The 18,105-nt window shown below is 42.0% G+C and carries 17 protein-coding genes and 1 rRNA gene; 10 read left to right on the forward strand and 8 right to left on the reverse strand.

Going from position 1 to position 18,105, the window contains the following annotated elements:
* Position 1: 1 nt before the first annotated feature.
* The gene (locus tag FTT91_RS05030) at positions 2 to 1,075 is read right to left on the reverse strand and encodes a PhoH family protein (protein WP_004976193.1); all 1,074 of its coding nucleotides are present in this window, start codon (positions 1,073 to 1,075) and stop codon (positions 2 to 4) included.
* 39 nt (positions 1,076 to 1,114) lie between these two features.
* Positions 1,115 to 2,569: a tRNA (N6-isopentenyl adenosine(37)-C2)-methylthiotransferase MiaB gene (gene miaB, locus FTT91_RS05035; RefSeq protein WP_180169074.1), complete on the reverse strand. Its 1,455-nt coding sequence runs from the start codon at positions 2,567 to 2,569 to the stop codon at positions 1,115 to 1,117.
* Positions 2,570 to 2,927: 358 nt separating this feature from the next.
* Here miaB and FTT91_RS05040 point away from each other — a divergent pair, with 358 nt between their 5' ends.
* The 3 genes from FTT91_RS05040 to FTT91_RS05050 all read left to right on the forward strand — a co-directional run bounded on the left by FTT91_RS05040 (position 2,928) and on the right by FTT91_RS05050 (position 6,759).
* Positions 2,928 to 4,814 carry a lytic transglycosylase domain-containing protein gene (locus FTT91_RS05040; RefSeq protein ID WP_180169084.1) on the forward strand — a complete coding sequence of 629 codons (1,887 nt, stop codon included), beginning with the start codon at positions 2,928 to 2,930 and terminating at the stop codon, positions 4,812 to 4,814.
* 106 nt (positions 4,815 to 4,920) lie between these two features.
* On the forward strand, positions 4,921 to 5,568 hold the full coding sequence (locus tag FTT91_RS05045; protein WP_131261023.1) for a ribonuclease I: 648 nt from the start codon (positions 4,921 to 4,923) through the stop codon (positions 5,566 to 5,568).
* Positions 5,569 to 5,772: 204 nt separating this feature from the next.
* Positions 5,773 to 6,759, forward strand: coding sequence for a malate dehydrogenase (locus FTT91_RS05050; RefSeq protein WP_019836931.1), 987 nt, complete (start codon positions 5,773 to 5,775; stop codon positions 6,757 to 6,759).
* Between the two features lie 702 nt (positions 6,760 to 7,461).
* Here FTT91_RS05050 and FTT91_RS05055 read toward each other — a convergent pair.
* The 4 genes from FTT91_RS05055 to FTT91_RS05070 all read right to left on the reverse strand — a co-directional run bounded on the left by FTT91_RS05055 (position 7,462) and on the right by FTT91_RS05070 (position 11,891).
* Positions 7,462 to 8,895 carry an amino acid permease gene (locus tag FTT91_RS05055; RefSeq protein ID WP_180169075.1) on the reverse strand — a complete coding sequence of 478 codons (1,434 nt, stop codon included), beginning with the start codon at positions 8,893 to 8,895 and terminating at the stop codon, positions 7,462 to 7,464.
* A 123-nt stretch (positions 8,896 to 9,018) separates the two neighbouring features.
* Positions 9,019 to 9,375 carry a RidA family protein gene (locus tag FTT91_RS05060; protein ID WP_180169076.1) on the reverse strand — a complete coding sequence of 119 codons (357 nt, stop codon included), beginning with the start codon at positions 9,373 to 9,375 and terminating at the stop codon, positions 9,019 to 9,021.
* Between the two features lie 72 nt (positions 9,376 to 9,447).
* The gene (gene alr, locus FTT91_RS05065) at positions 9,448 to 10,566 is read right to left on the reverse strand and encodes an alanine racemase (RefSeq protein ID WP_180169077.1); all 1,119 of its coding nucleotides are present in this window, start codon (positions 10,564 to 10,566) and stop codon (positions 9,448 to 9,450) included.
* A 59-nt stretch (positions 10,567 to 10,625) separates the two neighbouring features.
* Positions 10,626 to 11,891: a D-amino acid dehydrogenase gene (locus FTT91_RS05070; protein WP_180169078.1), complete on the reverse strand. Its 1,266-nt coding sequence runs from the start codon at positions 11,889 to 11,891 to the stop codon at positions 10,626 to 10,628.
* Positions 11,892 to 12,029: 138 nt separating this feature from the next.
* Here FTT91_RS05070 and FTT91_RS05075 point away from each other — a divergent pair, with 138 nt between their 5' ends.
* The 3 genes from FTT91_RS05075 to FTT91_RS05085 all read left to right on the forward strand — a co-directional run bounded on the left by FTT91_RS05075 (position 12,030) and on the right by FTT91_RS05085 (position 13,283).
* Positions 12,030 to 12,497: an Lrp/AsnC ligand binding domain-containing protein gene (locus FTT91_RS05075; protein WP_180169079.1), complete on the forward strand. Its 468-nt coding sequence runs from the start codon at positions 12,030 to 12,032 to the stop codon at positions 12,495 to 12,497.
* A gap of 100 nt (positions 12,498 to 12,597) precedes the next feature.
* On the forward strand, positions 12,598 to 12,846 hold the full coding sequence (locus FTT91_RS05080; protein WP_096901745.1) for a DUF2789 family protein: 249 nt from the start codon (positions 12,598 to 12,600) through the stop codon (positions 12,844 to 12,846).
* 179 nt (positions 12,847 to 13,025) lie between these two features.
* A complete protein-coding gene (locus FTT91_RS05085) occupies positions 13,026 to 13,283 on the forward strand; it encodes a DUF2789 family protein (protein WP_026438086.1) in 258 nt (85 codons plus the stop codon).
* 69 nt (positions 13,284 to 13,352) lie between these two features.
* Here FTT91_RS05085 and FTT91_RS05090 read toward each other — a convergent pair whose 3' ends face one another.
* Both FTT91_RS05090 and FTT91_RS05095 read right to left on the reverse strand, forming a co-directional pair.
* A complete protein-coding gene (locus FTT91_RS05090; RefSeq protein WP_154321050.1) occupies positions 13,353 to 13,880 on the reverse strand; it encodes a hypothetical protein in 528 nt (175 codons plus the stop codon).
* 86 nt (positions 13,881 to 13,966) lie between these two features.
* A complete protein-coding gene (locus tag FTT91_RS05095) occupies positions 13,967 to 14,569 on the reverse strand; it encodes a 2OG-Fe(II) oxygenase (protein ID WP_180169080.1) in 603 nt (200 codons plus the stop codon).
* Between the two features lie 116 nt (positions 14,570 to 14,685).
* Between FTT91_RS05095 and FTT91_RS05100 the strand changes: the two genes are divergently transcribed.
* The 4 genes from FTT91_RS05100 to FTT91_RS05115 form a co-directional block, all read left to right on the forward strand.
* Positions 14,686 to 15,543, forward strand: coding sequence for a 23S rRNA (adenine(2030)-N(6))-methyltransferase RlmJ (locus FTT91_RS05100; protein WP_026438537.1), 858 nt, complete (start codon positions 14,686 to 14,688; stop codon positions 15,541 to 15,543).
* A gap of 43 nt (positions 15,544 to 15,586) precedes the next feature.
* Positions 15,587 to 16,411 (forward strand): CDP-diacylglycerol--serine O-phosphatidyltransferase, encoded by an 825-nt coding sequence (pssA, locus tag FTT91_RS05105; protein ID WP_004976213.1) that lies wholly within the window; start codon positions 15,587 to 15,589, stop codon positions 16,409 to 16,411.
* Between the two features lie 40 nt (positions 16,412 to 16,451).
* A complete protein-coding gene (locus tag FTT91_RS05110; RefSeq protein ID WP_104853049.1) occupies positions 16,452 to 17,534 on the forward strand; it encodes a DUF6670 family protein in 1,083 nt (360 codons plus the stop codon).
* Between the two features lie 458 nt (positions 17,535 to 17,992).
* Positions 17,993 to 18,105 (forward strand): 16S ribosomal RNA (locus FTT91_RS05115); the annotation flags it as partial.

Below are 18,105 nucleotides of genomic sequence, written 5' to 3' on the forward strand. Positions count from 1 at the left end.
ATTAGTGCTGTGCATCTGCTGCGGCATCATTTTCCGCAATTAATGCTTCCTGGCGCGCTTTACGTTCTGCACGCGCTTCGGCACTTAAACGCTGTTGCTCACTGTCCCAGCCTTCATAGGCTTCAACAATTTTCTGAACCAGCTGGTGACGCACGACATCACGAGAATGGAAACGAGTAATATGAATTTCAGGGATTTTATCAATCACACGTAAGGCATGTGCCAGACCAGACTGCTGACCACGTGGTAAATCCACCTGAGTCACATCACCGGTAATCACTGCACGTGAACCAAACCCTAAACGGGTCAGGAACATCTTCATCTGTTCAGGCGTGGTGTTCTGGGCTTCATCCAAAATCACAAAAGAGTGGTTGAGGGTACGACCACGCATATACGCCAGTGGTGCAACTTCAATCACTTGACGTTCAATCAGCTTAGCAACTTTTTCAAAGCCGAGCATTTCATACAGGGCATCATAAAGGGGACGCAAATACGGGTCAATTTTCTGGGTTAAATCACCCGGTAAGAAGCCCAGTTTTTCACCCGCTTCAACCGCAGGGCGCACCAATAGAATCCGCTGGATTTCATTGCGTTCCAACATATCTACGGCAGCGGCAACAGCCAAATAGGTTTTACCCGTACCTGCAGGGCCAATACCAAATGAAATATCACTTTGCAAAATACGTTGCACATAACGCTTTTGGTTGGCACCGCGTGGATTAATGCGCCCTTTGCGGGTTTGCAACCAAACAGCATCCAATCCAGTATGCTCTTGCCCATCATCCGATTGTAATTCACGGTCAGTCTGACTGCCCTGAATCATCATGTGGAGCGTGTCTGCACTAATTTGTGCAGAGCTTTCCGCTTCTTCATGCAGGCGTTGCAAGAGCGTTTCGGCTCGTTCAACTGCATCAATTTCCCCATCTATAAAAAAGGCGTCACCACGATGAGAAATTTGGACGTCTAGACGTTGTTCGATTTGTTTCAAATGTCCGTTATAAGCACCGAGCATGCTTTTTAGACGTTCCATTGAAATGCCAGGAAAAGTTACTGTACGTCGAATCGCTGCAGTCAAGAGAATTCCTTAATCTGTTATTGGACTTTAGCTCCTACATTACGCCACGTCAGGCTCAAGATTCAAGAGTTCACCGTAAACTAAATTCAAAGTTTTAATCTCGGTAATCTCAATCTCCGCAAAGCGTCCGACCCAAGCAGGGTCACCAATAAATGTTACTAAACGTGTATTGTCGGCCGTACCCACTAAAATGTTCGGGTCTTTGTCGGAAACATTTTCAATTAGGACACGTTGTACTGTTCCGAGCATTGCATCGGTCTTATCAATACTGGATTGTTTGATCCATTGCTGAACTTTGGCTAAACGTTCTTTTTTCACATCTTCAGGTGTGGTGTCTTCAAGTTCAGATGCAGGCGTACCTGGACGTTTTGAATAGATGAAACTGTACGAGTGGTCAAAATCCATATCTTGAATAAACTGATAAGTTTCTTCAAAGTTTTGATCGGTTTCACCCGGGAAGCCAATAATAAAGTCGCTAGATAAGTGCATGTCTGGGCGTACTTTACGTAACTTGGCAATCTTGTCGATATACACATCAATGGTGTGGTTACGTTTCATGGCTTGTAACACATCATTCGAACCACTTTGCACAGGCAAGTGTAAATGCGACACCATTTGCGGTAAATCACGGTAGCATTGAATCAAATCATCATTAAATTCAAGCGGGTGTGATGTGGTGTAGCGAATTCGTCCAATGCCAGGTACTTCGGCAACCAAACGCAGTAAATCGGCAAAAGTACAAATTTTACCGTCAAAAGTTTCACCGCGATAGCCATTTACGTTTTGACCGAGCAAGCTAATTTCACGCACGCCTTTTTCGGCCAAAGTCGCAATTTCAGCTAAGACATCATCTAAAGGACGTGAAACTTCTTCACCGCGCGTGTAAGGCACTACGCAGAAAGAACAGTATTTTGAACAGCCTTCCATAATCGACACAAAAGCTTTAAACCCTTCAACACGCGGTTCAGGTAAAAAGTCGAATTTTTCGATGTCTGGGAAAGAAATATCCACCAGTTTGATTTTTTCTTTCTTTGGTTTTTCGACCTGATCGTGGTGTTGATCAAGCATTTGCGGTAAACGGTGTAAGGTTTGTGGGCCAAAAATCATATCCACATACGGGGCACGCTTTTGAATGTTGTCACCTTCCTGAGAAGCGACGCAACCGCCTACGCCAATCACCAAATCAGGATTTTTTTCTTTCAGCTTACGCCAGCGACCTAATTCAGAAAATACTTTTTCTTGGGCTTTTTCACGAATTGAGCAGGTGTTCATGAGCAGAATATCGGCATCAGCAGGGTTGTTGGTCAGTACATAGCCGTGAGAATCGCCTAAAAGATCTGCCATACGGTGACTGTCATACTCATTCATCTGACACCCTTGCGTTTCGATATACAGTTTTTTGACTGAACCGTCGGCTGGGGTGTGCTGTGGCTGGGTAACAGTGTTTTCTGAGGCAGCTTGGGCACCATTGGGGATGAAGGTTTGAACCGTCATGTAGGCTCCTAAGAGATAGTTCACTAAATCGTTTATAAAAATAAACGTCATTAGACAAAAGAAAGGCGCATATTTTAGCAGGAATTCACGCTAAACTGACAGCCTTAAATCAGCACAACAGCTGATTGAAATATGAAGAAATTTGTTTGAACATGAGTTGTAAGATTAATAGTGTCTAATCAGAAGGTTACATAACAGAACACAACTGCGGTTCTAGACTAATTAAACTAAACCTAAAGATGAGATGCGGACCTCGAGGCGGAAGTAAATGACCGAAAGCAAGCGAATGCTGCAAATGATGAAACAAAATAATTTTTTAGCTAAAAAGCTTGCTTTGAGCCTTGTTTCGTTTGCAGTCATGGCAAGTACGCATGCGGCAAATGAACAGTTCAATGATGCGTTACGTGCCGCCAATTCAGGTGATGTCGATTTATTGCAGCAGTATCAATACGCCATGCAAAATGATGTATTGGGCTATTATCCTGAATATTGGTCATTAAATACCAACCTTGGTATGCAGCCTGCCACCGCTATTATCCAGTTTGCACAGCGACATCCTCAATCGGCTATGGCGGAAAAATTGGCTGCCGACTATGTCGAAGAAAAAGTTAAACAGGCAGATTTTGGCAGTGCTCAACCTGTGCTTGCCTATGTGAGTAATGCGGATCAGGCGGAAAGTTGTGCCATGGCACAGGTGCGCACCCGTTCGGGTGATCCTTTAGTGCTTGCTGAATATAAAGATGTTTGGCTGACCACGAACTCACAACCTGAATCTTGTACAGGTTTGGGCCGAATGATGCTCTCTAGTCCAATCATGACTCAGCAAGACAAGCAGCAGCGTTTGTGGGGACAGCTGCGTGCAGGGCAGTCAGGGCAAGCTTTGGCGACTGCGCAAAGTTTAGGTATGAATCTGAGTTTGGCACAACTGAACAGTATTCAGGCCAATCCACTGAATTATTTATGGTCGGCCCCAAAAGCCAGCAATGAAGATCACGCTTATTTAATTTATGCCATAGGTCGTTTGGCTGACAGTGATCTGGATTCGGCCTTGTCTTCACTAAAACGGAGCGCAGAGGGTACACCCGATGCCGTACAAAAAGCGTTGCACCGTGCAGTAGGCTATATTGGTGGCACTACAGTCATGAAAAACAATTTTAACCGTGAAGTGTTAAGTGCCTTAGATGCCAGTTATGGCTTACCTTTTAGTCCCGAAGAAGCAGAAATTTATGCCCGTCAGGCGATTCGTTTTGGCGCATGGGAAAGTGTAATTCGTGCTGTAGATAGCATGAGTGTGACCCAAAAACAGGAAGATCGTTGGCAATATTGGTTGGCACGTGCTTCAGAACAACGCAATGATGCAGCCTCAAAACGTAGTGCACAAAATATTTATAAAAAACTGGCACAGGGTGATGATTATCACAACTTGTTGGCGAAAGATCGTCTTGGGCAAACTTACAATACGAATCCTGCGAATACCCAACCAAGTACCAATGATTTACAGCGTTTGAATCAAGATATTCACTTTAACCGTGCCTTTGCCTTGCGTGAAATTAATGCACCTGCCAATTATGTCAATCGTGAATGGAACTGGGCGGTGCGTCAGGCGTATTTAAGACAAGATGATGGCTTGATTTTGGCAGCGGCTAAACGTGCAACCGATATGGGTTGGTATGATCGTGCCATTTATGCAGCAGATCGTACTGTGAATAAGCACAACTATAGTTACCGTTATGCTATGCCACATCGTAATTATGTTGTGAGCCACAGTCAAAATGCAGGTATTGACCCTGCTTGGGCTTATGGATTGATGCGTCAGGAAAGCCGTTTTAATACCACTGCACGTTCGCATGTCGGCGCAGGTGGACTGATGCAAATCATGCCCGATACGGCACGTTTGGTTGCACGACAAATGGGTGAAACTTATAATCCTGCCGCGCTGAGTGATATGAATACCAATATTCGTTATGGCACATTTTATTTGTCGACCATTCACAGACAATTAAGCAATAGTCCAGTACTCGCTACAGCGGGTTATAACGCAGGCCCGAACCGTGCACGCCGTTGGCAGCCCGAGTTTCAGGCGATTGCTGCAGACCAATATACTGAGAGTATTCCACTGTTAGAAACACGTGACTATGTCAAGCATGTCATGACCAATGCCACGCACTATGGTGTGCTGTTGGGGCAGGGTGGACAATCAATGAGTAGCCGTATGCAACATATTCCATCTCGGAATACACCTTAGGAAAATGTTACAAGTGATACAGTTAGATGATCATGCGTGTTGATATATAGATGCGTGAGTCATTGGGTGTATAAGAATTTAGGGGGCTGAAGCATTGAAAATGTGGATGAGTACAGTTTTACAGCCAATTCAAGTTACATTGCTCGGTTTGAGTGGTACAGCTTTGGTTTTGTGTACGCAAAATACATTTTCTGCCCCCGTGCAAGGCTATGTGATGTCCGTGCAAATGACGCCCGCCGTGTGTTTAATCGATTCGAGCAAAAGCAAAAAGCGTAAATGTTTAGAAGGCTACTCACTGAATATTGAAGGCTTATATCCTGAAGTTGCTGCGCGTGAGTGCAGCACTCAGTCATCGGCGAAGTTGCCGCCTTTACAAGCTAAAGTGGTGGCGCGAGTCATGCCTGATGAAGCTGCACGGATACAATTGTGGCAAGGTATTGGCGGCTGTGTGCCCATGAATGCCAGTCAGTATTTTCGCATGATTATTAATAATGCAGATCGGATGAACGTGCCTTCGGTATTGACAGGCCAAGACACGCAGACGGTGCAATTGTCACAACTACGGAGTTTGTTTCTCAAGTCCAATTCAGGTATGTCATCAAAAAGCGTGCATTTTCAGTGCTCTAACCATCAAGGTAAAAGTTATTTAACTGAAATCAAAATTTGTTATAACACCGCAGGACGCTATAAGCAGTGCGGTGCAGCGATTGAATCAAATTGCCCGAATCAGTTTGTCATTAAAGGTTCTTACTAGTTTGCTAGGTGACTGTAATTTCTGAATTTTAAGCTTTTTGAGAAATTTTATTCATATTTTCTATCAGACTTTTGTGGAATTTGATGCGCTTTTGCATGCATCCGCTGAATGATTGGAGTACAATCTTTCGCGTTTATGATTATTAAGATTAGATAGAACAGCTATTTAATCGCATTGACTATCCTCTCAATTGGAGATAATTACATGAAGCAACCTGTTCGCGTTGCCGTTACTGGCGCTGCTGGTCAAATTGGTTACAGCCTATTATTCCGTATCGCTAGCGGTGAAATGTTGGGTAAAGACCAACCAGTTATCCTTCAATTATTAGAAGTTCCTTTTGAGAAAGCTCAAGCTGCGCTTAAAGGCGTAATGATGGAACTTGACGACTGTGCTTTCCCATTATTGGCTGGCATGATCGGTACTGATGATCCTAAAGTGGCATTTAAAGATGCTGACTACGCGTTATTGGTTGGTTCTCGTCCACGTGGTCCTGGTATGGAGCGTGCTGACCTTCTTAAAGTAAACGGTGAAATCTTTATTGGTCAAGGTCAAGCACTTAACGAAGTTGCTAGCCGTGATGTTAAAGTTCTAGTTGTTGGTAACCCAGCGAACACGAATGCTTACATCGCAATGAAATCTGCTCCAGATCTTCCAGCGAAAAACTTCACAGCAATGTTACGTCTTGACCACAACCGCGCGTTAACTCAACTTGCTCAAAAAGCTGGCGTTGCTGTTTCTGACATCAAAACAATGACAGTTTGGGGTAACCACTCTCCAACAATGTATGCTGACTACCGTTTTGCAACTGCAAATGGAGAAAGCTTAAAAGACAAAATCAACGATGCTGAATGGAACAAAGACGTATTCCTTCCTACAGTTGGTAAGCGTGGCGCTGCGATCATCGAAGCACGTGGTTTATCTTCTGCTGCATCTGCTGCAAACGCTGCAATTGACCACATGCGTGATTGGGCGCTTGGCACAAACGGCGAATGGGTAACTATGGGTATTCCTTCTGACGGTTCTTACGGTATTCCTGAAGGCGTAATGTTCGGTTTCCCTGTAACTTGCGAAAATGGCGAATACAAAATCGTTCAAGGTCTTGAAATCGACGAGTTTAGCCGTGAGCGTATCAACTTCACGTTAAACGAACTTGAAGAAGAACGCGCAGCAATTGCTGACATGATTAAATAATTTAATCTGCTAGATTAAGTTAAAACTCCTTCGGGAGTGATGCCAGTCAACCTAAAAGTTGACTGGCATTTTTTTTGCGCTTGATTTTATCTTTGCAATTAAAAGCCTATCATCAGCTAAGCTCATATTGCTTATCAAATATCAAAATGGATAAGCGACTATAAAATAGGTCGATTGACCTGCACGGTAGGGGAAATTGCTTAGAATACGCGCGTTTCCTTTTTCAAATCTTCTCTCTGTTATATCCGTTATTGTTGCAAGTGCCCAAAGATCGGATGTTTCGTTTTGGGGGCTTTTATCTTCCTTGTTGTCGGTACCATTGGCGCATTTCAAATTCTAGATCTAAATCAAGCATTGTAAGTTTTTGATGGGTGGTTTAGGGATGATGTTGGATCACGCTTTTTTTGGTTTTTACTTCTAGCAGGCGTGTTTATTGAATGACGTCGGTGTGAAATTGCGTCCAATCTTCTTTCCAAATGAAAAGCCACAGCCAGAAAAACTAACAGGTTGCTAACTTTAAATTTGCCTAGAAAAAAGCTAGTCTGTGTGCATTGAGAGGTTTTTTTTAGCTTAAACAAGGTTTTGGAAATTTAATGCTGTAGATATTCGATATTGATTTGAAGGATTAATTTGAATGACTTTCACCACATAGAAAACCCATCCTGAATTGGATGGGTTTTTCAGTTTTTAGCAAGTAGCGGTTTAAGCTCGTTCTAAAGCTGCACTTTTTCTGACTCTTGGTAAATACAATAATCGGTAGGTGATGGTAAGAAGGATCACCCACAATGGGCTGACGATAAGTGCTTTAAGAGTATCTGGCTCTAAGCTTAAAATAATTAAGGCGAAAAACAAGAAGACAAGTACAACATAACTCATCCACACACCACCTGGCATTTTAAAGGTTGAGCGTTCATGCAATTCTGGTTGTAATTTACGATAGCGCAAATAGCACACCATAATTAGTCCCCAAATACTAATAAATAAAATCACACACAGAGAGCTGGCCAAAGTGAATGCTTCAATGGTATTGGGTACAAAATATTGTAAACCTGCACCCGCCATAATAAAGAAGCATGAAAAAATCAGTCCTTGTGCAGGAACAGCGCGTTTGGATAAGCGTGCCAAAGCTTGTGGTGCTTGCTTGGTTCTTGCCAAGCCAAATAACATGCGACTGGTAGAAAACACACCACTGTTCATCGATGACATCACTGAAGACAGTACTACTAAATTCATGATAATCGCAGAGGTTGGAATTCCTGCATGTAGAAATAAGGAAACAAAAGGACTTTGATCGGCAGGAATTTGGTTCCAAGGCGTTACAGACATAACCACCAATAAAGACAGGACGTAAAACAGAATAATGCGAGTTGGAATCGCATTTACCGCTTTAGGCAGATTTTTTTCAGGGTCTTTGGTTTCTGCTGCCATTGTGCCTAAAAGTTCAACCCCGACAAAAGCAAATAAGGCAATTTGGAAACCTGCTAAAAAGCCATTGCCGCCTTGTGGAAACATGCCGCCATGAGCCCAAATATTACTGAAGCTTGACGCCGTACCATCAGGGGATTGAAAGTGATTGAGCACCATAAAACCACCAATAAAAATTAAACCCAAAATGGCTAAAATTTTAATCAGGGCAAACCAAAACTCAATTTCACCAAAGAGTTTAACCGTGAGCAAGTTAAGTCCGAGTACAAATAAAACACATCCAGCACTGATTAAAGCTTGTCCTGTGGGGGTAAAACTAACTCCTGCGGGTAGCCAGAAGTTGAGATAATTAATGATGGCAGCTAAGTCTGCAATACCCACCAAAACCCAACCGAGCCAATACGACCAGCCAATATAATAGGCAGCTCCCGGGCCAATTAAGTCATGTGCCATATCAATAAAAGATTTGTAATGCAGATTGGATAATAAAATTTCACCCAAAGCGCGCATTAAAAAGAAAAACATTAGACCAATAATCATGTAAATAAACAGAATTGATGGCCCTGCCAGTGCGATGGTTTTACCTGAACCCATAAACAGCCCTGTACCAATCGCACCGCCAATGGCAATTAACTGCAAGTGTCGGTTGGACAATTTACGTTGCAGTTGGTCTGGGGAAGATTGCAAAGAATTTTGCGAAGTATGTGTCATTTCAATGTCCTTATTGAGTCTTTTAGCGGTAGCCATTGGCGTACGGAGTTCGCTTTAGCGAGCCGGATATCCTATTCAGCGCAATTACCGTTAAATATGAGGAAGATTTAAAAATGCTACGGTTTATAACTGCGTTGCCGTAACTGCAATTTCAATACGCCAGTCTGGATTCACCAATTCTGCTTGAATGGTTGCACGTGCAGGTTTAGGGCAGTCTTTCAGCCATTCTGCCCATAAGGCATTGACCACTGGAAAATCGGCAAGGTCTTTTAAAAAGAGCTGTGCAGAAAGCAAGTGTGATTTATCACTATTGGCCTGAGCCAAAAGCTGTTCAATCGTGTTGAACACGTTTCGTGTCTGAGCGTCTATGTCTGCTTCAGGATTGCTTGGAACTTGGCCTGAAAGATAAACCACATGATTAAATACAGTCACAGCACTCATAAAATCATTGCTGTGTAAATGTTGAATAGAATTGGGCATCACTATTTCCTTGTGGAGTGGGAGTGCATAAATGCAACTGGGTCAAATGAATAATCAAAGTATGGAAAACACTTATTCCGTGGCTGTAATAGAAAAGGGTACGCGCTGTGTGACGGCACACATCAGCTCATAACCGACTGTGCCTGAGGCATGCGCAACTTCATCAATACTTAGCAGAGTTCCTGTAGAAGACTTGCCCCATAACACCACTTCGGCACCAATATCGGCATCGGTCACATGTGTAAGATCAACGGCCAGCATATCCATGCTGACCCGACCAATCAGGCGTGTTTTACAATCATTGACCAACACAGGTGTACCTGTTGGAGAAGTGCGTTGATAGCCATCGGCATAACCGCAAGCTGCAATGCCAATGCGCATGGGATGTTCCGCTACAAAGTTGGAGCCGTAGCCGACACTTTGACCTGCCGCCAAAGTCTGTATGGAGATAATTTCTGTACGCAAACTCATGGCAGGTTGTAATTGCCAACTTTGGCTACAATGTTTTGGATAGTCAGGAGAGCTGCCGTAAAGCATGATGCCGCCACGGACAATGTTGGAGTGGAGTTCATGGCTGTGACGTAAAATAGCCGCACTGTTGCTGACCGTTACTGCTGCAGGGAATGCTTGAATGATGTGTTGGAATTGTGAATATTGTTGCTGAATTCCCGAAATACCAAAACGCTCACCATCTGCATCTGAAAAATGCATCATGTGCGTCAGACTCGCTACAATCTCTAATTCAAGCAAACGCTTCCAAGCCTGAGCATAATCTTCGGGTGCAAAACCTAGTCGATTCATGCCCGCATTCATTTTGACAAAAATATGCAATCGCGCTGTGGGATGGCTAGACTGAAATTGCTGTAACCATTTAATTTGTGCAGTATTGTGTACGGTAAAACTAAAATTAAAGTCGTGACAATCTTGTAAATCTTGTGCAGAGAAAATGCCTTCCAATAATAAAATATCGCCTTGCCAACCCAAAGCACGTAAGCGTTTTGCCTCGGCGAGATCAAGCAGGGCAAAACCATCCGCTTGTTGTAAAGCAGGGTAGACCCGTTCGATACCATGTCCATAAGCATTGGCTTTGACCACGGCATACACTTTTGAGTTTTTTGCATGACGTCGAGCAATACTTAAGTTATGACTTAAGGCATCTAAATGAATCAATGCCCGAATTGGTCGTGACATAAAGTTCTTCCTTGAACAAAGTAGTTTTGTGTTGAATCCGTTCGCTGTATATTTGGAAATTAAGCTGCCAACGTGGTGTGATAGCGCTGTAGAGATAAACCTTCGGTACTAATTTCTGTACTGCGTCCCATCACCAAATCACTGATTAACTTTCCTGAACCACAAGCCATCGTCCAGCCTAAAGTGCCGTGTCCTGTGTTAATAAATAAATTTGGATACTGCGTTGCACCAATAATTGGGGTGCTGTCTGGTGTCATTGGACGTAACCCTGTCCAGAACGCAGCTTGTTTCAGATCGCCACCCGGAAATAAATCATGCGTCACCATTTCCAAAGTTGCTCGTCGGTCTAAATTTAAGCCCAAATTAAAGCCACTCAATTCAGCCATGCCGCCCACGCGAATACGTTGATCAAAACGTGTGATCGCAATTTTATAGGTTTCATCCAAAACGGTAGATTGAGGTGCTAAATCTGGCTGAATAATTGGAATGGTGAGTGAATATCCTTTTACCGGATAAACAGGTAAATCGAGATGCAAAGGCTTTAAAAAATCACGTGAATAACTGCCAAATGCCAGTACATAGCGGTCTGCTGTCAGTACCTGACCATTGACCAACACACCTTTAATGCTATTGCCTTCTACAATGAGTCGTTCAACTTTTTGATTAAACTGGAAATTAACCCCTAGGTTTTTGGCATGTTGAGCTAAAGCTTTGCTAAATAAATAACAATCGCCCGTTTCATCATTGGGTAAATGTAAGCCGCCGACTAATTTGTCTTGAGCATTGGCTAAGGCGGGTTCAACCTGTGCCAAACCTGCAGCATCGAGCAATTTAAAGTCTACGCCAGTTTCTTGTAGGACTTGAATATCACGTTGCACAGCTTCAAGTTGTGCTTCTTTACGGAAAATTTGTAGTGTGCCTTTGGCGCGGTTTTCGTAGTGAATGCCTGTTTCTTGACGCAAGCTGCGTAAACAATCGCGGCTATATTCTGCAACACGAAGCATGCGCTCTTTATTAATTGCATACTGATTGGCACTACAGTTTTTCAGCATTTGTAACATCCACTGCAATTGCCACATGCTGCCATCAAGTTGTACCGCTAAAGGTGCATGATGCTGAAACATCCATTTCACAGCTTTAAATGGAATACCAGGTGCTGCCCACGGTGTTGAATAACCTGGTGAAATTTGTCCTGCATTACCAAAACTGGTTTCTTCTGCAGGACCAGCTTGACGGTCTAATACCGTCACTTCAGCCCCTTGTTTTGCTAAATAATAAGCACTGGTCACTCCAATGACGCCACTACCCAAAACAATTACACGCATGTGCTTGTCCTAACGCTATCCCTAGTTTATTTAACTAGTATATTTTTGGTTCAATAGTGAAATTTGCTGTTTTTAGGGTAATATTTTAGTGAATTCGTAGGATTATTCGCGGAAATTATAAAATAACAGGGATTTTAGATGCGTAAATTAGACCGTATAGATCGGATGATTTTAAATATATTGCAAAAGCAGGGCAGAATCGCGATTAGTGAGTTGGCAGCGATGGTCAATTTATCGACCACGCCTTGCTCAGAGCGGGTAAAACGCTTGGAACGTGATGGCATTATTATGGGTTACCACGCCCGTTTAAGCCCAGAATTACTAGATAAACGCTTATTGGTGTTTTTAGAAATCAAGCTTTCTGCAAAATCGGGCGATGTGTTTGAGCAAGTTGCACGAGATTTGGCCGATATTCCTGAAGTTTTGGAATGTCATTTAATTTCTGGGGATTTTGATTATTTAGTCAAAGCACGTTTAAAGGAAATGAGTACCTATCGTAAATTGCTGGGCAACATTCTAAAAAAATTGCCCGCCTCGGCATCATCGCATAGCTATGTGGTGATGGAGGAAGTCAAAGAAAGCTTGTATTTAGATTTGAGTGTCTAGTTGTACAAAAAATAACATGCTGCAACTCGGCTGCTGCTGAATTGCGGCTCGAAGCAGGTTAAGGTCATTAAAAGTACAAGACGAATCAAAGGAGGATGCCATGTTTGACCAACAACCGACTTTAGAACTGTTATTTCAACAATTGGGTCTAGATGCTGACGATGCAGCAATTGATCAATTTATTCGTGAGCATCAATTACCTGCAGAAACCAAATTACACTGTGCTGAGTTTTGGACGGAAGGGCAGCGCCAATTTTTGCAAAGCCATTGGAAAAAAGATGATGATTGGGCCATTGTGATTGAAACCTTAAATGAGCAATTACATAGTGATCAACATCCGAGTGTTTAATCGGTATTTAAGTTAAAAGTTTTTAAGTTAAATCAAATACTTTTCATCTAAAAAGCGCCAGTAAACTGCGTGCTCACAAAAAGATACAACAAACCCAGTCGGAAGACTGGGTTTTTTATACAAATTGTTATAAGTTGGTTGAATAAGGAATTACAACGAAACTAATAAAAGGGGGCAAGGTGCTCATGCAAAATACTCCATCATTAGCCATGTTATTCAGCCAACTCGGTTTAGCCAGCAGCCCTGCAGCCATTGAATTGTATGTACGTACGCATCAATTACCTGCACATATTAATTTACATGAAGCGCCGTTTTGGAATAAATCACAACGTGAATTTTTAATCAGTCATTTGGTACAAGACGATGATTGGGCCATTTGGATTGATGAACTCAATCAACAATTACATTTAGATGCTTATCGTTTACAAGCTGTTTAGGTTCAAGTCATTATCATCTTTAATATTTTTAGTATAAAAAAACGCCTCAGAACGTTCTGAGGCGTTTTTTTAATGCATTCTGCTTTTGAGAATTTGTTTAAACCAGACTTCTGTTTGATAGGCGTTAAAAGCAGGGTGAATTTGTAAGAGTTCCAAATCAAATTCGGCAGTTTTACTGTACTTACCTAACCAGTGGCGACACAGTGCGCTTTCATTTTTACTGGCACTGGCATAGGCCAAGAAAAAGAAAATATCTCCATGTGCATAATGAGTCATGGCTTTTAAAATTTGTTGAGTAATTAAGGCGTATTTTGCATCGCGGGTCAGCTCAAAATACATCATATAGGCTTTGGCTAAATGCAAAGACAAGTTGATATACAGCGTCAACGGTATTTCTTCAAATTCAATCCGACCTTGTTCCAACAGCACAATGGCTTCTTGCAAAAAGTAAATCTGTTCTTGGCGTAACTCGCTCAAACTCACCAATTGTAAGCGTAAATCGGCACGTTCTAATGCCAATTCAGGCGTATTGCCTTGTAAAAAAAGTTGGTCGGTTTCCCCAATACGTTGAATAAGCTGTTGAGTCGAGTTGCGCATGGGTGAATTCCTGATAGCAATATTTGCTCTACATCGGGGCAAATTTACAGTTTTAAAGCCAATAGTCTGAAAAATGCGGTCTGTTTTTACCAAAGTTGATTGCCGCTGCGTAGCCATGCGGTAATGGAAAGACGTTGCTGTGTCGCAGGCAAAACTTCGTGCAATAAATCACTTTGGAAAATTGCAATCCGATTTGGGCGTGGTTCTATAATTTGCCATGCTCCATGTTTGTCTTGTAAACGTAGTTGTCCACCCCAATCTGTCTGCCATTCAGGGTGTAAATAATAGACAGCAGAAATCACCCGATCATTTTTTTGTTGTGGGTTATCGCGGTGCAAGGCATAAAAAGAACCTGCTTGGTAGCTGGCAAAATGCGCTTCGACCTCACGAATCCCTAAATAAAATGCCTGATTGAATTGTTCGGCCAAAGTCAAAAGGGTTTGGGTATGTTGTTGTGCAATGCTTAAATTTTCGTGAATCCATAAAATATGATCACTGCGAATTTTGCTGACCACACCATTTTGAATGGCTGCTTCACGAAATTGATCTAAATTTTGACTACACTCTGCGAGAACTTGTTGTTGATATTCAAGTGAATAGGCATCATCCAACATGGCAAAACCATGCAAATCTAAATCTTCAAGAATTTGATCAATATTCCAAGATTTTGGAAGCAGTGTGGCGTCCATAAAATAGATACTCAGACAAAATGCAAGACAAGCTGATTATTTTAGAGGAATACAAGCTCCTGAATGAAACTTTTTTTCATGCTAAAATGTCGGTTGATTTTAGGAATGAACCAAACATGAATTATCGTCACCATTTCCATGCGGGCAACTTTGCCGATGTCATGAAGCATGTTTTATTGCTGCAAATTCTGACACGTTTAAATGCCAAAGATAAACCTTATCGCTATGTCGATACACATGGCGGTGCGGGTAAATATGACTTATCTTTAGCACCTGCACAAAAATCGGGCGAATTTTTAAATGGTATTCATCGTTTAGTGAAACTAGATGATTCAATCAAACGTCAGGCACCAGAAGGCGTACAGCAGTATTTAAAACTGGTTGAAGCAATGCGTGAAACGGATGGGCAAGGTGCATATCCCGGTTCGCCATGGTTTGCTTTACAAGGTATGCGTGACATCGACAAAGCAACTATTTTTGAAATGCAGCGCGATGTATTCCAGCAATTGCGTCATAACATTCGTGACAAACGCGCAGGTTTACATGAGCGTGATGCTTACGAAGGTTTATTGGGCGTCATTCCACCAAAAGAAAAACGCGGTTTGGTGATGATTGATCCACCGTATGAATTGGAACGTAAAGATTTCCCTCAGTTGGTTGAATTATTGGCAGCTGCACATAAAAAATGGCCAACAGGCGTATTTGCGGTGTGGTATCCAATTAAAGACCGCGCCATGATTGAACGTTTTGAAAAGAAAATGTTTAAAACAGGTATTCGCCGTCAACTCATTTGTGAAATTTGTGTGTGGCCTGACGATACTCCTGTGGGCTTAAACGGATGTGGTTTATTGGTGATTAATCCACCATGGAAATTCTCTGAAGATGCAGATGAAGCCCTGCAATGGTTGTTCCCGCACTTGCGTATGCAAGAACATGGTGGACATGCTGCAGTGCGTTGGTTAGTTGGCGAATAAAAAATTTAAATAGACGTTCAGGTTACAGTTAGGACACAAAATAATGACAAACACATCCAAACCCGAAGGAGAATATAGTTCCCGTGATCTTGAGCATGACGGAATTACATTTGAAGTGGTGGAAGAAGAACATACCCGTGAAGGGCAAAAGGTGAAACGTCGTGGTATCTATCTGTGGCCAAACCTGATTACCACGGCAGCCTTGCTGTCGGGTTTTTACTCCATTATTGCCAGTATGAATGGCGAATTTAGCCAAGCGATTTATGCCATTTTTCTAGCAGCATTGTTTGATGGTTTAGATGGTCGTGTGGCACGTGCGATTGGTGCGCAAAGTCCATTTGGCGAACAGTTTGATTCATTATCCGATATGCTCGCCTTTGGTGTTGCACCTGCGATTTTGATGTATAGCTGGAGTTTGCATGATTTAGGTCGTATCGGCTTGGCGGCTTGCTTTGTTTATACGGCTTGTGCCGCATTCCGTTTGGCGCGTTTTAATGTGCAAATTGGTGTGGTCGATAAACGCTATTTTATTGGTGTTGCAAGTCCTTTGGCTGCGCTGATTATCGTGTCGCTGGTTTGGGTAGGACGGGATTTTCCTGAACTGTATGATATTCGTGAAATTGGTCTACAAATCCTCAATGCTGTGATTATTATTGCAGTAGGATTGTTGATGATTTCCAATATTAAATATTATTCATTTAAAACCTTTGATCGTAAGCGTGTGCCGTTTTTTGTATTGCCAATCGCAGTATTTATCCTTGCAGCCATGACTTATAATATTCCTGTTGGAATTTTAGTGATTTCAATTATTTATGCACTTTCAGGTTTTGTGACCACTTTTATGGCAAGAAAAAATGCAGTGAGTTAATTAAGCTTTCATAAAAGCATCAACTCACAAGGAGTTTGATATGCAGCTGTTTCAAGATTTTCTCGATCGTTCCAAACAACTCAATCAAACTCCTGCGGCAACCGCCAAACTGCCTTATCACGCCCCAAAACATCATTATAAATTTATCTATCAGGGCTTAATTCTTCCTAATTTGCCTGCACCCTTACATTATCTCAACTTTATTGGTTTATTGGGCAGCCTAAATACCGCAATGCTGCGCCCTGAAAATGTGATTACAACCTCAGCTTTAGACACAGCCAGTATTCTTTGTAGTAGCAGCCCACACATGGTGGGGCAGTCCAATCATTATTCAATACAACATGATTGCGTATTTACTGCAGAGTATTTTCAGTTTGCCAATAAAGAGCGCATTACTGGACACTTTCCGCAATTTCATATTCAACGTGAAGATAGCGAACTTAGCTTTGATTTAAAGATCACCACAAGCTCTACAATTTCATATTTCACTAAATTGCGAATGAATTTGGCAGAACATTGGTCTTTGCTGTGTCAGTGTCAGGGAAGTGTACGCTATAAAGATCAGCATTTTCAGATTGAGCAATTGGGTAGTTTTGAGTTTGCCCGCTCAATCCAGTTTCCTTATTTCGCTGTGGCATTTTTTTGCTATCAAGTGATTAATCTGAATCATCAGCAACAAATGATATTGCTACAAAGTCGTGATGTGTTGAATCGAATTTTGCAATCTCGAATCTATCTGCGAAATGCGAACACGGAGCAAACTCGGGTATTTGATGGGCAAGTACAATTTAATATTCAACGGGTTTATCCAAAAGTAAAAACGCCAACAGGTCAGTGTATGTATTTGCCACGTGAGTTTGAATGGCGTTATCAAGATGAAGATGGCACCTCAATTCATTTACAGGCGCAGAGTCGTGGTGATTTTAAATTTGGGGCTGCAGCAGGTTATGTCGGAAGTTTTCAATATCAGTTGGCTATAAATGGAGATCAACAACAAGGAGAAGGAGGCTATTGTGAATATATCGACTGCCGCGCACTGAAATGGCAGGAACATGATCAGCCAGAAAAAATGCCAGATGTAGTTATGAATCCTGAACCTTTTATGATCAAGAAAAAGAAATAAACAGTATTTTGTGGAAAAGTGAAGTATTTTGCTGAATAATTAACCGTTTGGATTAAAAAACTCATAAAACTTAAAAAGAGGGGTTGCAAGGCGAAATATTTCACCTATAATGCACATCCATCGGCGGTGATGAAGATTAAAACTTCTGGTAAAACAATGACTTGATTGAAATTGATTGGGTTGGGTTTTAGGGAGGAAGTTTAAAATAATTTAAATTACCAGTTGACACTTTAAAAATAAAGCGTAATATAGCCGACCTAGCTTGATGCTGACGAAGCATCGAGAAGATCATTAAGAGATTATGAAGAACAACTTGTGTGGATTTTTACTGATTGATTGATCGAAAATATTTCATTGATTGATTGGTTTAAATTACTCGAAGTTTATTTGAGCGAAATTTAAGTCAGAAAATTGATGAGCCAGATTTGGAAGTTTAGATTAAAACTTCAAAATGATTTTAACTGAAGAGTTTGATCATGGCTCAGATTGAACGCTGGCGGCAGGCTTAACACATGCAAGTCGAGCGGGCGAGGTTGCTTCGGTAACTGAGCTAGCGGCGGACGGGTGAGTA

It is taken from the genome of Acinetobacter sp. YH12021, assembly GCF_013420145.1.
GTDB classification, from domain to species: domain Bacteria; phylum Pseudomonadota; class Gammaproteobacteria; order Pseudomonadales; family Moraxellaceae; genus Acinetobacter; species Acinetobacter towneri.